Below are 13,410 nucleotides of genomic sequence, written 5' to 3' on the forward strand. Positions count from 1 at the left end.
CTGGCCTGCACCGCAGCACAGGCGTCGAGGAGTGGCCCTAATGAAAGCCAGGGTTGTCGGCCTGATGATCGCCTTCCTTGTCGCCACTCCGGCGGTTGCCGAGGTCGATCCCCCGTCGCACCTGTTTGGTCAGTTGTTCGTTGATGTGCAGATGCAGCGCGTCTTTCCCGACGGCAAGACCTTCGTCGACGCCCTGCCGAACGATGCACCGGCCGTTATCGTGCAGCGCTATGAGGAAGAGCGCGGCAAGCCTGGCTTCGACCTTGCCGCATTCGTTCACCGAAACTTCACCGTGGCGCGCCCGAAGGACAGCGGCTATCGCAGCGATCCCAACGTGGACCTTTGCAGCCACATCGACAGTCTGTGGAAGGTCCTCGAACGCGGGTCGGACAGCGCGACGCTCGCCCCTTATTCTTCGCTACTGCCGCTGCCATGGCCGTATGTCGTCCCAGGAGGGCGCTTCGACGAGATCTACTACTGGGATTCCTATTTCACCATGCTGGGGCTTGATCAAAGCGGTCGTCAGGATCTCACGGTCAGCATGGTCGAGAATTTCGTGAGCCTCGTCGACCGGTACGGGCACATTCCCAACGGAAATCGGAGTTACTTCCTGAGCCGTTCGCAGCCGCCGTTCTTCGCGTCGATGGTGGATCTCATCGCGGCCAGAAGCCGCGATCGTGCCAAGACCTATGCCGCGTTCCTGCCCGCCTTGAGCAGGGAGTATGCCTTCTGGATGGAGGGTGCCGACACGCTCGAGCCCGGGAAGGCGCATCGTCGTGTCGTGCGACTGGACGACGGCACGCTCTTGAACCGCTATTGGGATGACAGCGATAGACCACGCGACGAGTCCTATCGGGAGGATGTCGAAACCGCTCGCGCGTCGAACCGACCGGCGGCGGAAGTATACCGCGACCTCCGTGCAGCCGCTGAAAGCGGTTGGGACTTCAGCTCGCGATGGCTCGCCGATGGCAAGTCGCTCGCAACCATCAATACGACCGCTCTGGTGCCAGTCGATCTCAACAGCCTGCTGTTCCATCTCGAGACGACCCTCGCCAAGGCCTACGAGGCATCTCGCAAGCCGGAACGGGCAGCCGAATTCAGGGCACGTGCAGCGCTACGCAGGGCGGCGGTTCGGCGCTATCTCTGGGACGCCGGCGAAGGAATTTTCACGGATTATCTCTGGCGGGAGAAGAAGCCTTCCCGGCAGGTGACAGGCGCCAGCCTGTATCCGTTGTTCTTCGGACTTGCCAGCCAGGCTCAGGCAGATCGTGTGGCCGAGGTGGTGCGATCCAGCCTTCTGAAGCCGGGCGGTCTTGTCGCCACCACGGTTCAGTCGGGCCAGCAATGGGATGCGCCAAATGGATGGGCACCGTTGCAGTGGATCGCGGTCGAGGGCTTGAATGCCTACGGCAAGCGAGCCCTTGCACAATTGATCGCGCGACGCTGGATCACCAGGGTCGTCACCACCTATCGCAACACCGGCAAGCTCATGGAAAAATACAATGTGGTGAACCTTTCGCTCGAGGCCGGCGGTGGAGAATATCCGGGCCAGGACGGTTTCGGTTGGACGAATGGCATTGTGCGGAAATTACTGGTCATTGATGGTGGTTCAGTGCCGGGCACTCGCTGCGCGAGCCCACCCGCAAACGACAATCTGCCCTCCGGCTTACGGAGGCCCGGCAGGAGGCCGGAGGCCGCACGCTAGAGCCGTTTCCACTTGCGTGGAATCGCTCTCCTCCTGCCTTGCCGCATCTTTTGACGGCGAATCGGAACCACTTCACCGAAAATGCTCCAGCGCTGTATCCGGCGACACGCTGTCTGCCGGGCGAAGAATGGAGGGTCTCATGTTCGGATGGATCACCCGGCTGTTCTTGATCGTTGCCGGACTGATAGCGAGTTGGTTTGTGGCTCGTGATGCCGCCATCTTCGGCGTCGCGCAGCTTATGGTGGCTCTTGTTCTGATTGCAGCGTTCGTGGCGGTCCTAGCGTTTTGGCCGTCACGCTGGGTTCCCACCTTTGGCCGCTTCCGCAAGCCTCGATAGACAATCGGACACGGCGGTTCTCAAAACAACGCGCCCGCCAACACGGTCGTCGGAACCTCGTCTTCCACGTCGAGAGGCGATTACCCCTTCGATTCGACGAGGATCACCAGGGACTCCGGCACCACCCCATCGGAGGCCATCGCGTCACTGGCCGCCTTGCTTTGCATCGCCGTTTTCAGGGCATCCAAATCCGGAACGTCCATCATCACAGCCACCCGAGCCGGATTTTGTGGATCTACGAACGTTCGGATGTTGGTCACTCCGAGCGAGCCGAAAAACTCTTTGCGCTTCGGTGAGGTGAGCCAGTGCTCCGTGCCTTTCGTGATGTTGTGATGGGCAACAATCGTTGGCATAGCATCCTCCCTGCGACGACGCCGGCGGCCGGATCACGAGCCGCGCTCCAAGGCTACGATGCGCTGTTCATGCTCCGCTGTAAACCACCGCGGTCAGAGTCGTCGCCAGGGTCGTCGTGTAGGAAAAGCCAACCGATCGACGGAGGGGGACGAATTCCAAGAAAAACGCCTCGACCGATGTCGAGGCGCTAAGTTGGGGAGGAGGGAACAGCATCGTTCTAGCCGCTTTGCCGCCGGAGAACTGTGATCCATGTCACACAGGGGCTTCTGTGGCGCCGGTCACGGAAGGACGGCTTTCTTCGAGCGATCATGGTGACATCGCAGGAGGTTACCATGACACGATCATCAAGACGCCAAGCCAGACGCTGGGTCATCCAGGAACTGACACGCTGCATGGATCAGCGCAGCGAACCTCTCCCCCCCAAGCCGATGGCGGATTGATCATGTTGCACGCGCGGACCCAGCAGATATCCGGCATCTCGGACAGCCACATCAGAGCCAGGGCGAAGGCCCTCTGCGTCGACGACGGCTTCGACCCGGACCTGAGCGTGACGCACGCATACGGCGACGACTTCACCGCCCAGGAGTGGGATGCCTGGTGGACATCCAATCCGGAAGTCCCCTTCCAGGAGGTGGTCAGCCCGATGTGGAGACTGTACCGCGCTCACGCCTACATGGAGCTGACGCAGCTGCAAGAGGTGATCGCGACCAGCCACAACGTCGTCCCTTTGACGCGGAAAATCTAGCTTGGAAAGGCTGAGCCGTTTCGTATGCCGCGCAGCGGCAACTGCAAAGGCGGCCCGGAAATTGCTCTGCTACCGCTGTCATGATGCATGTCGCCAAGCTTGAGGATCTGCACGTAGGCGAAGGGTAGGGCGAACCATGATCGCTTTGGACCGTTGGTAGGCGAGAAACATCAACGGAGACATGTCATGGATGCGTTCCGCCTCGACAAGGCGGCCGAGTATCGCCAGCAGGCTGAGAAAATCCGCAGCATCGCGCGGCAGATTTCACTTCTCGAAGCCAAGCTCCACCTGTTTGAGGCCGCCCAACACCTAGAGGGGCTGGCGGAAGAAGAGGATCGCCGATAGACGGCAGCCTCATGTCGCCTGCATAATTCTACCTGGCTGCGGTCGCGGTCGGTGCGAGCTGATCCCCAAACCAGACCCAGGCCTTACCATCCGCTCCTTCGCCCTTGACGTAGACGTAGCCTGTTTGCTGCCAGGACAGAACGGCATCCCTCTTGTTGTCCAGGATGAGATCGCCCCGGTCCGTTCGCACCCTCATCACCGCGTGCCCGGCACCCAACTCGTCGATCACGACAGTCATGCGCATCGCCCGCTGCGGCAGTCCACGTTCAACCAGGAGCCTGCGCTTGAGCAGCTGGATGTCCTCGCAGTCGCCGAGACCGTCATCCGGATAGTCCCAGCGATCCACCACGCCCCAGTGATCCTGGTCCGGCACCGCCGCTATCGTTCGATTGACGTGGGTGTTGACCTCCTGGAGAGCAATCCAGGTTGTGTCGGTCAACGGGATGGTGTCCGGCTCGGAAAGATCAATCATGCATTCCCGAGGGTTCTGTTCGCAGAATTCGATCCAGGCCAATGTCGGTCCGGCTTCTCCGGAAGCGCGAAGGATCTCACTGACATCCGGTGGAGAAGCGGGGGCAGGCGAGGGCGTTCCTGCGAGGGCAGGGTGCACGGCCGAGATGACAAGGATAGCCGCGGCTTGGCTAGCCCGCCTCAGGGTGCGATAGACACACTTCTGCTCTTGGGCGCGAAGCCCCCTCCACGCATTCCTGCGCATGCCTTGCTCGCTTGGATTGTTGCTTGGGCATTGGTCCCGCAGCCAAGTAGACATGCACAGCGACTAGGCAGGAACCACCCTGCTGCTCATCCTTCGTTTCGCATGCGCGGAGAATGTGGGCGATTGCCTAAGCGTTGTGCAAATTTGCCATGTTTTGCGACGCAATTTCGTTCCGGGACAACAACGTTGCCTCAAAACAAGGCTATAGCTGACCGGTTTTCAACAGGAGTGACCACGCCGGCAAACCAAAAAGGGGTATTGTCCCGCACCGCACAAATTTGTCGCGGCGCCCATGGCTTCAATGCTGTACCGTATGCGTTAACCTCGGAACCCATAGCCACGGAGAGAAGGACCATATGGTCCAGACGTTGTGCCCCAAGTGTTCGAGCGACGCGGCATCGGTCATGAGCTTTGCCACCGAAGATGGCTGCTTCACCGCCTCTGTCCAGTGTCACGTCTGCGGATTCGAGAAGGGCACGGATCAGGATTTCCGGGACGAACAGACTGCCTGCGATGCTGCGACCCATTCCTGGGCGCACGGCACGGATCCCATCACATCTAGCCGACAAGGGTGATCTGGAGCCGCGGGATCAAGCGTCGATCTCAACCGGATCCAGGAATGCTGCGTCAAGGCTCGGGAACGGAACTGCATCACTTACTCGCCCCGCGCGATCATCCAGTGCAGTATGAGCGACGAAGGCGGACATGATGATCCCGAGCCTTTCGGGAACTGCTTTCTGAGACGAACGAGGCCTGACACTGCGCAACGCCGCTCCCGGAGGTTCGCATGATGACGATGCCCGCAATGGCGGCGGATGTGCTTGGAAGCCATCTCACCGAGGATTTCCGGCGACTGTTCGGATCATCCCGTCAGGACGAGGCCGAGCGGCTAGGTGAGGCAGCTCGGATCGCGCTGGAGTGCCTCGGAAAGAGCGATGCCCTCTATCACAACGTCGAGCATACTTTCCTGGTCACGCTCGTCGGCCGGGACATCCTTCACGGCCGGATCCTGACGGAACGCCTCGAGCCGGAGGATTACTCTCACCTGATCGTCGCCTGCCTGGTGCATGACCTCGGCTACGTGCGGGGAATCCTGAAGGGCGATGGAGAGGGCCGGTACGTCGTCGACGATCAGGGCCGGACTGTCGCCCTCGAACGAGGTGCGTCGGATGCGGCTCTCGCGCCCTACCATGTCGACCGCTCGAAGATCTTCCTCCGGGAGCGGCTCCAGCATTCGCCCATCGTGGATCTGGAGCGGGTGGCACTGGCGGTCGAATTCACCCGCTTCCCCACCTGCCCGGAGCGCGAGAGCATTCCCGAGAACCGGGAGGGGCGCCTCGTCCAGGCCGCCGACCTGATCGGGCAACTCGGTGATCCGCTTTACCTGAAGAAGGCAAACGCCCTGTTCCATGAGTTCGAGGAGATCGGCCTCAACCAGCAACTCGGCTACTCGTCTCCGGCCGATCTCGTCGAGTGCTACCCCGACTTCTACTGGCAGAGGATCTCGCCACACCTCTCGGAGGCGTTCGCCTACCTGAACGTGACGGCGGCGGGGCGGCAGTGGATCGCGAACCTGCACAGCCACGTATTTTGCGCCGAGCACTCCCTTTCCCTGATGGGACCGGAGCGATGAGGATCCTGAAGGAGCCGGACCTGCCTGCCTGAAGCATCCGGTCTTTCAGGGGGCAAGGTCGCGGCCGAGATGCCTACGTGACGGGTGGCTGGGGATCGCGGATCGCCTTATCGGCTTGTATCAGCACATCGAGGCTCCGCCACGGCTTGGGCATGAAAGCAACGCCGTCCGGCAGGTCCTCGGAAACCGCACAGGGATCGCCCGAGGTGAGAACGAAACGGACCGTCGGCCAGAGGGTGCCGGCTGCCCTGGCGAGTTGAACACCGTCCATGTCGCCGGGGAGGCGGATATCGGCAAAGACCATGGCGACCTCGCCCCCGCGCTCCTGAAGGCATTCCAGGGCCTCTTCCGCGCTCTCCACCTCCACCACGTCGAGTTCGGTTTCTTCCAGGAGGGTTGCGGCGAGAGCCCGGACGTCGGGATCGTCCTCCACGATCAGGACGACGTGGGGATCAGCCTCGGTTACGGTCACGGCCAAACTCCATCGTTTCCATCTGGCGCAGGATGGCGGCAATCCGGTCCGGGATCGGCGCCTCGAGCACGTCCCTGTAAGTCTCCGCGATAGCTCGCGCGATCATGAGGGTCGCCACGTCGGGATGGAGTTCGTTGACATGGGGCAGGCGCACGTCGCCCGAGGCGTCGCGGGGCATCGGCATTCTCCTTGGATTCTCGGTCGCAGGCCTGGCGCCGACGGCGCAGCGTTCAGGCCGACATAGGTTAGGGAGGGGAACAGTCGATCCGGCGATCGGTTTCAGCTTGGCAGGAGAACCATCGGTTCTCCACTGCGTTTCAGTCCTCATTCCCCGCCCGGTCGCCTACGCGGCATCATTCCGCTGCAACACCGATCGTGGTGCAGTTCCGCCCCTCTCCCTTGGCCGCATAGAGGGCACGGTCGGCACGGCGCAGAATCGAACTTCGGTCATCTCCCGCCAAAGCCTCAGCGATCCCGGCGCTGAACGTGTAGGACAGGTCGATCCCGTCCTCGACGAGCCTGGCTGGCGGAAAGCGATCACGGATCCGGTCTACGGTCCGCAACGCGTCGTCGATCACGGCTCCCGGGAGGATCAGCAGGAACTCCTCGCCACCCATCCGGCCCATCCTGTCCTGTACCGATACCCTCTCGCGGCACATGTCCGCGAAATGGCGAAGAACGGTGTCCCCGGCGTCGTGGCCATGCCCATCGTTGATGGTCTTGAAGTGGTCGATGTCGATCACGGCGATAGAGACGCTCAAACCGGAGGCCTCGTGCTCGGCCAGCATGCCATCGAGTTGCTCCAGGATATGGCGGCGGCTGGCCAGGCCCGTGAGGGGATCGGTCTGCGATGCCCTGAGCGCAGCATCATGGGCTTGGCGCAGCGCCTTCTCGTTCTGCTTCAGGGCCGTAATGTCGGCACCGACGGACAGGATCCAGCCGTTCGGCAGAATGCTCTGGTCGATCCAGAACCAGCGGCCATCCACGAGATCGGTTTCGAAGGACTTTCGAGGCAGGATCCGTCGCCGGGGCAGGGTTCTGGCAAGGAAGGCCTCGACATCGCCGTCGTCGAGGCGAACGCCAAGGCCGTTTCTGTGTGCGTGGCGGGTGATGCCGCTGAAGGTGAACGGACCATCGTAGTCGCCCAGGAACATGCCCTGGTAGGTCTTGTTGGCGTAACGGAGATTGTCCTCTGCATCGAAGATGCAAACCGCCTGCCCACTTTCGGTCAGCGCCTCGACGAGGGACCGAAGGGTCTCGTCAGAGAGATCGGGAACGACGTTCAACATTACGACCTGGGCAAGACCGGCAAAGACAATAGAGGCGATAGGATTCTACACGTAGAAACAATTGCCCGTCCCGGGAAGGGACTTCCGTCCAGTTCGAAGAACGTCCTTAACTGCGTTGGGCTTCAGCCGACGCTCGCGGGAGAGACCGATGAAATCCCCGAGGACGTGAAGACCAACGCCACACCGCTTGCAGGCGCCGGACGGCCGAAGAGATAGCCCTGGAACTGATCGCAGGCGAGCCCGCGCAGTATCTCGGCCTGCCGCGCGGTCTCTATTCCTTCCGCCGTCACCTTCATGCCGAGTTGGTGGGCGAGCATGATGATGGTGTTCAAGATCTGGCGGGCCCTGTGCTCGTCCTTTTCGAGGGCACTCACGAAGGAGCGGTCGATCTTGAGCTTGTCGAAGCCGAACTGCCACAAGTAGGCGAGGCTCGAATAGCCCGTTCCGAAGTCGTCCATGGCCACGGATACCCCGAGCGCCTTGAGAGACCTGAGCTGCTCGGCGATGCCCTCGTTGTCCTCCATCAGCATCGACTCGGTGACCTCGAGCTCAAGCCGATGGGGCGCCAGGCCGCTCTCCTTGAGCGCATCCTCGACAGTCGAGACCAGTGTCTGGTCTTGAAACTGGCAGACCGACAGATTGACCGAGACGAACGTCTCCGAAGGCCAGGTTGCAGCGGTACGGGTCGCCTCCACGATCACCCACTTGCCGATGGCTGCAATCAGTCCCATGGATTCGGCAATCGGAACGAAGGTGGTCGGAGGGACATAGGCGCCCTGGCGATCCTTCAACCGCAGCAGAGCCTCGAAGCCGACGCAGTTTTCGTGATCGATAGCAAACAATGGCTGATAGTGGAGTTCGAAGCCCTTGTTCGCCGTGGCATGCTGAACCAAATCCTCGAGCTCGCGCCGCTTGCGCATGCGCTCATCGAGTTCCCTCGAGAACAAGCTCACCCTGTTCTTGCCGTCGATCTTGGACTCATGGAGGGCGACTTCGGCCCGGCTCAGCGCCTCCTCGACCGTGGCCCCCTCATCGGTCATCACATAGATCCCCGCGCTGACATGGGCGGCCATGGTGTCGCCCTTCTGGCGGATCGGCTTGCTGATGGTCGCCATGATGGCCTTTACATCAGATATCATCTCCGTCACCGAGGCTCGCGTCAGCGCGATCACGAACTCGTCGCCGCCGGCCCGGGCGACGATGTCCTCATCGAGACGGAAGCGGCCGATGCCGCGCGCGACGTGCTTGAGGAACTCGTCTCCGGCCGCGTGCCCGTAATCGTCATTGATGAGCTTGAAGTTGTCGATGTCCAGAATGACGAGAGCCATCTGCCTGCCTGGCACCCTGTTGGCGATTCTGGCCTGGACGATCTCGGAGAACCGCGTGCGGTTGAGCAGGCCTGTCATCGGATCGTGGCTGGCAAGGAACTCGGCCTGGTGGCGAACCTCGCGCGCCTGCCTCGTCCGGATCAGAAACGCTACGGTCGGGATGCCGAAGGAAAAGGCAAATCCCACGCCGAGCGCAACGGCCAGCGCACCCAGGGACTGGTGATAGAAAGCTCCCGTTCTCGTCTCGTCGACATAGGTTTCGGCGACGGCACGCAAATTGCCCGCGCGATCGAGCACCGGAACATACGCTTCGGCGTAGAGTGACGGCATATTGCGCTCGCGGGCTCCGGCTTTGAGGGAAACAAGCGGCTGCTTGCTGGCGATCACCTCCATCGCCTCATCGTCGATATGATCGTGCTGTTCCTGGTTCGCGAAAGTTTCAAGGTCGGACTGAAGGACTGCATTGCCCCTGGCGTCATAGAGCTTGAAGCGGAACACGTTGCCGACCAGCGCGGTCGAAACGACCGCCCGCTGGCGATCGGTGAGATGTCCGGTGCTGACCAGTTCGTCGAATTCCGGAATCGTCGCGACGAAGTATTTTGCCCAGTCTTCCGCACGGGCCCTTGCGTCTGCGGAGACGGCCCGATCGATGGCGAGGTCCACGGCGAAGACCACCAATCCACCAAGAATCGCGGTGCTCAGTAAGGCGGCCGCGATATACTTTCGCAGGTGAAACCTAGTAGCACCCGCGGGCATGAAGCTTCCCCTTGTATTGGATCTCAGCGGTCTATGCCGCCTATCGATTGCAGTTAATGGATTTTTCGGAAGGCCCGCAACTGTCGAATAAGGGTTACGAGCGTTCGCCAGGGGGCAGGGGACGATGAACAACGGAGGTGGTTAAGGTCCGCAGCATCCTCATTCGCATGTTCAAAAGCGCACAGACGGCAAGCGTGACCGGTGCTAAATTGCCTTGGCTGACCGCGGGAGGAGCCCATGCATGCCCTCGCCTTCGTGTGTTGCCTGATCCCGTTCTTCTGGAACCCTTCGGCTCTCGCCAATGAGCCTGGGCGAGGGGATTGCGATACCGCCCGGGCCGCGGCAGGCGATGCCATCTCACAGGACATCAAGACCTTCGGTCTCGCGCTTGAGCCCTACGAGGCCGCCATCATGGCAGGGAACCTCGTCGCCTTTGATGAGGCCTCCGCTGCCGTCGTCCGCGACTGGAACGGGCTTATCCTGACCATCAACCGCGAACGTGATCGGATGCGCGAGGCCGGGTGCCAGGATTCCGACCTTCCCGATCCCTCTTGGCTACCGACCCGCTGGTCCGTCTTGCGGTCCTTGGGCGCCGAGCACAGCGTCGCGCAGGACCGAGCCGAGATCACGCGTCGTTTCCGCTCCCTCCCATCGGCCCCGATGAAGTGAGTGACAATAGCTTCGACGACCTGCTCTTCGGCCGGAAGGTGGAAATCCGTCGGCTAGCAATCTAGCTGATTACCGTCAGTTAACCACGCTTGCGAGCGTCATTAGGGAGAATGCCATGACAAGCCCGAAGCCCCCGGTTCGGACCACCGACGGTCGTGGGACGCTGTTCGAAAGCATCGTCGACACGATCGGCGACACGCCCTGCATCCGTGTCAACAACCTCGCGCCCAAGCATGCCACGATCTACGTCAAGGCGGAGTTCTTCAATCCCGCGGCCTCGGTCAAGGACCGGCTCGCCATCAGCATCATCGAGGCGGCCGAGCGCTCGGGCGCGCTCAAGCCCGGCCAGACCGTCGTCGAGGCGACGAGCGGCAACACCGGGATCGGGCTGGCGATGGTCTGTGCCCAGAAAGGCTACCCGCTGGTCGTGACCATGGCCGACAGCTTCTCGGTCGAACGGCGCAAGCTGATGCGGATGCTCGGTGCCAAGGTCGTCCTCACGCCACGCGCCGCCAAGGGCTTCGGGATGTACCAGAAGGCGGTGGAGCTGGCGGACGCCAACGGCTGGTTCCTCGCCCGGCAGTTCGAGACGGAGGCGAATGCCGACATCCACGAGGCGACAACGGCGCGTGAGATCCTCGGCGACTTCAAGGGCCGGCGGCTGGACTACTTCGTCACCGGATATGGCACGGGCGGAACCGTCACGGGTGTCGGGCGCGTGCTGCGCCGCGAGCGGCCCGAGACCAAGATCGTCCTGAGCGAACCGGCGAACGCGCAACTCCTCGGGAGCGGCCGCGCGCAGGGGCGCGACGAGAAGGGCGCCCCGGCCGAGAGCCACCCGGCCTTCGAGCCGCACCCGATCCAGGGCTGGACCCCCGATTTCATTCCGCTCGTGCTCCAAGAGACGATCGACCGCAAATATTATGACGAGCTGGTCCCGATCGCCGGCGCCGAGGGCATGAAATGGGCCAGGATGCTGGCTCAGAAGGAAGGCATCTTCACCGGAGTCTCGGGCGGCTCGACCTTCGGTGTCGCGATGCAGGTGGCCGAAAAAGCGCCTGAGGGATCGGTGATCCTGGCGATGCTGCCGGACACCGGCGAGCGTTACCTCTCGACCCCGCTCTTCGAGGGGATTGCCGAGGACATGACGGAAGAGGAGGCCGCGCTGTCGCAATCGACGCCGGGATTCCGGATGGGCTGAGCCCTCCGGCAGAGCCGATCCCGGGGTGAGCCTGGCAGAGCTCCGGAATCGGCCTGCTTGCGAGTCGCTGCAGCGGGGATGTCAAAGCCGAACTCATGGTTCTGCCGTGACACCGAACGCTTGGGCAAACAGGAGAATGGGACTAGACTTCACCGAATCAAACATCATTTGAACGCCAGCCGCGGGAGAGAACATCATGCGGTCCGTTCGTCATGTGATATATTCCCCGCCAAACCTAAGCGATCGCGCCTACGACCTGTTCCGGAACAGGCTGCGACCCGAGCTTCTCTGCGCTGTGCCGGCGGATTACCCACTTCCGGATTTTATTGAATTTGAAGGGTGGGCGTACGAGGGCTCACTGCGCCAGCAGGACGTTCGTCCATCAGGTTTCAACGACAGAGCGGCATCTGTCGGCGTGCGGTTCAACGGCTTCTACCTGTTCCAGCTCACGGCGGATTACGGGAAAGCCATGATTGGGCAACCAGCGCCTGAGCCTGAAGCGAGCCTTACCGTCCGCAAGCATGTTCGAACCGTCCTTTTGCGCCTCGTCGCGAAGCACACCAACCCTGACCAGGTGATTGAGTATCTCTGTCGCGCAACAGCGGACCGCCGGTCGGCAGAGGCGTGGTATGCCGAGCTTCTGGCAGTTCTCCCATTCGCTACCTATACGACGGATGCGACCGGATTCATTACCTACTTCAACGAGGCCGCCGTGACGTTGTGGGGACGGCGTCCGGCCCTGGGATGGGACCGCTGGTGCGGCTCATGGCACATTTATTCCCTCGATGGTGCGCCCCTGCCGCATGACCGCTGCCCGATGGCAGTGGCGATCCTCGAGGACAGAAGGATCCGGGGTGTGACGGCGATCGCAGAGCGTCCGGATGGGAGCAGAGTTCGTTTCAGACCATTTCCCACTCCCTTGCATGACAACGACGAAAACCTTGTCGGTGCGATCAACGTGCTCCTCGACCTTGGCGCCGCTTAGGCGCCCCAGCCGTTGAGTACGGTCCACCCGCGGCCGGCGAGCGGCAGGGGACGGCGGCCCGGGATACCGGCGATGAGCCATGTGGCATAACATCCATGAACCGCCAGCCATTACAGGTTCATGATTCAGAGGATGCCACATGGCCCAGCTTCAAATCCTGACATCCGACGAGCATCCGGAAGACCGAGACAACAACATTACCCTGACCGAAGTCGTGCGGTCCGGAGACGAGATCGAGTACATGGTGACGGTGCTGATCGATGGAACGGCCATCGCCGTGAGCGGACCCTTCGCATCGAGGGACGAAGCCGTCGCCCAGGCCAATGGCCAATCCGCGCATTATGAGCTTGAACCGATATATTTCAGGCGAGACAATACCTGAGCAGCCTGCCGGGAATTCCGATGAATCCCGTCCTCCTGCCGTCGGTCAGGGTTCCTTCTGCAACGTGCCTGAGCCATCCCCGTCGAGCATCCCGATCGTTATCGCGGACGCTCGCCCATCGCGCCCGATCGCAAAACGCACGGGGGACGGCTTGTCGGGCATGTCCGGATCGGGAAACGTAAGTAAGCGATCCCGGTCGGAGCGGCGCACGACGTATGTCTCGGCGCCGTCAGGGATGACGTTTCCCTCGCCGTCATTCACATCCTCTGCCGTCCTCCCACCCTGCGCCGTCATGATCCCCTCCACCGTCATGCCCGGTCCCTCGCCGTCATCCCCGGACTTGTTCCGGAGATCAGTGCCGGTGATCTCGATGCGGCGAGGCGCGGCGCCTCTCGGACCGGGAATGCCACCCTCTGCCGTCATGCCCGGGCTTGTCCCGGGCACCCACGTCTTAAGCAGCGTCGCGGCTCCCAAGGCGTGGGTGGCCGCAACAA

Annotated in this window: 15 protein-coding genes and 1 pseudogene; 9 read left to right on the forward strand and 7 right to left on the reverse strand. The window is 62.0% G+C overall.

The window, feature by feature from the left end; translation table 11 throughout:
• Window positions 1-40: 40 nt before the first annotated feature.
• A complete protein-coding gene (treF, locus tag JKL46_RS27660; RefSeq protein WP_201839288.1) occupies window positions 41-1,705 on the forward strand; it encodes an alpha,alpha-trehalase TreF in 1,665 nt (554 codons plus the stop codon).
• Window positions 1,706-1,844: 139 nt separating this feature from the next.
• Window positions 1,845-2,042: a hypothetical protein gene (locus JKL46_RS27665; RefSeq protein ID WP_201839302.1), complete on the forward strand. Its 198-nt coding sequence runs from the start codon at window positions 1,845-1,847 to the stop codon at window positions 2,040-2,042.
• 80 nt (window positions 2,043-2,122) lie between these two features.
• Here the strand turns inward: JKL46_RS27665 and JKL46_RS27670 are convergent, their stop codons facing one another.
• Window positions 2,123-2,395, reverse strand: coding sequence for a hypothetical protein (locus tag JKL46_RS27670; RefSeq protein WP_201839306.1), 273 nt, complete (start codon window positions 2,393-2,395; stop codon window positions 2,123-2,125).
• Window positions 2,396-2,838: 443 nt separating this feature from the next.
• On the opposite strand from JKL46_RS27670, the gene JKL46_RS27675 reads away from it, so the two are divergent.
• Window positions 2,839-3,141: a hypothetical protein gene (locus tag JKL46_RS27675; protein ID WP_201839309.1), complete on the forward strand. Its 303-nt coding sequence runs from the start codon at window positions 2,839-2,841 to the stop codon at window positions 3,139-3,141.
• 186 nt (window positions 3,142-3,327) lie between these two features.
• Entirely contained in the window at window positions 3,328-3,486 is a 159-nt protein-coding gene (locus JKL46_RS27680) for a hypothetical protein (RefSeq protein ID WP_201839312.1), read from the forward strand.
• 28 nt (window positions 3,487-3,514) lie between these two features.
• Here JKL46_RS27680 and JKL46_RS27685 read toward each other — a convergent pair whose 3' ends face one another.
• Window positions 3,515-4,255, reverse strand: coding sequence for a transglutaminase-like cysteine peptidase (locus JKL46_RS27685; RefSeq protein WP_425493320.1), 741 nt, complete (start codon window positions 4,253-4,255; stop codon window positions 3,515-3,517).
• A 733-nt stretch (window positions 4,256-4,988) separates the two neighbouring features.
• Between JKL46_RS27685 and JKL46_RS27690 the strand changes: the two genes are divergently transcribed.
• The gene (locus JKL46_RS27690) at window positions 4,989-5,834 is read left to right on the forward strand and encodes a metal-dependent phosphohydrolase (RefSeq protein ID WP_201839316.1); all 846 of its coding nucleotides are present in this window, start codon (window positions 4,989-4,991) and stop codon (window positions 5,832-5,834) included.
• Between the two features lie 73 nt (window positions 5,835-5,907).
• On the opposite strand, the gene JKL46_RS27695 is transcribed toward JKL46_RS27690, so the two are convergent.
• The 4 genes from JKL46_RS27695 to JKL46_RS27710 form a co-directional block, all read right to left on the reverse strand.
• A complete protein-coding gene (locus tag JKL46_RS27695; protein ID WP_343074133.1) occupies window positions 5,908-6,306 on the reverse strand; it encodes a response regulator in 399 nt (132 codons plus the stop codon).
• Entirely contained in the window at window positions 6,287-6,484 is a 198-nt protein-coding gene (locus JKL46_RS27700) for a hypothetical protein (RefSeq protein WP_201839320.1), read from the reverse strand. Before JKL46_RS27700 ends, JKL46_RS27695 begins: the two co-directional genes overlap by 20 nt.
• Window positions 6,485-6,659: 175 nt before the next feature.
• Window positions 6,660-7,595, reverse strand: a complete 936-nt coding sequence (locus tag JKL46_RS27705) for a sensor domain-containing diguanylate cyclase (RefSeq protein WP_201839333.1) — start codon at window positions 7,593-7,595, stop codon at window positions 6,660-6,662.
• Window positions 7,596-7,717: 122 nt separating this feature from the next.
• The gene (locus JKL46_RS27710; protein WP_201839336.1) at window positions 7,718-9,679 is read right to left on the reverse strand and encodes a putative bifunctional diguanylate cyclase/phosphodiesterase; all 1,962 of its coding nucleotides are present in this window, start codon (window positions 9,677-9,679) and stop codon (window positions 7,718-7,720) included.
• Window positions 9,680-9,916: 237 nt separating this feature from the next.
• Between JKL46_RS27710 and JKL46_RS27715 the strand changes: the two genes are divergently transcribed.
• The 4 genes from JKL46_RS27715 to JKL46_RS27730 all read left to right on the forward strand — a co-directional run bounded on the left by JKL46_RS27715 (window position 9,917) and on the right by JKL46_RS27730 (window position 12,916).
• Window positions 9,917-10,348 carry a hypothetical protein gene (locus JKL46_RS27715; RefSeq protein ID WP_201839339.1) on the forward strand — a complete coding sequence of 144 codons (432 nt, stop codon included), beginning with the start codon at window positions 9,917-9,919 and terminating at the stop codon, window positions 10,346-10,348.
• 115 nt (window positions 10,349-10,463) lie between these two features.
• Window positions 10,464-11,549, forward strand: a complete 1,086-nt coding sequence (locus JKL46_RS27720; RefSeq protein ID WP_201839341.1) for a PLP-dependent cysteine synthase family protein — start codon at window positions 10,464-10,466, stop codon at window positions 11,547-11,549.
• A gap of 295 nt (window positions 11,550-11,844) precedes the next feature.
• Entirely contained in the window at window positions 11,845-12,534 is a 690-nt protein-coding gene (locus JKL46_RS36995) for a hypothetical protein (protein ID WP_201839343.1), read from the forward strand.
• Between the two features lie 139 nt (window positions 12,535-12,673).
• On the forward strand, window positions 12,674-12,916 hold the full coding sequence (locus JKL46_RS27730) for a hypothetical protein (RefSeq protein ID WP_201839345.1): 243 nt from the start codon (window positions 12,674-12,676) through the stop codon (window positions 12,914-12,916).
• 45 nt (window positions 12,917-12,961) lie between these two features.
• Here JKL46_RS27730 and JKL46_RS27735 read toward each other — a convergent pair.
• Window positions 12,962-13,410, reverse strand: a pseudogene (locus tag JKL46_RS27735) (hypothetical protein); the annotation flags it as partial.

The organism is Microvirga zambiensis WSM3693 (genome assembly GCF_016735695.1).
Taxonomy (GTDB): domain Bacteria; phylum Pseudomonadota; class Alphaproteobacteria; order Rhizobiales; family Beijerinckiaceae; genus Microvirga; species Microvirga zambiensis.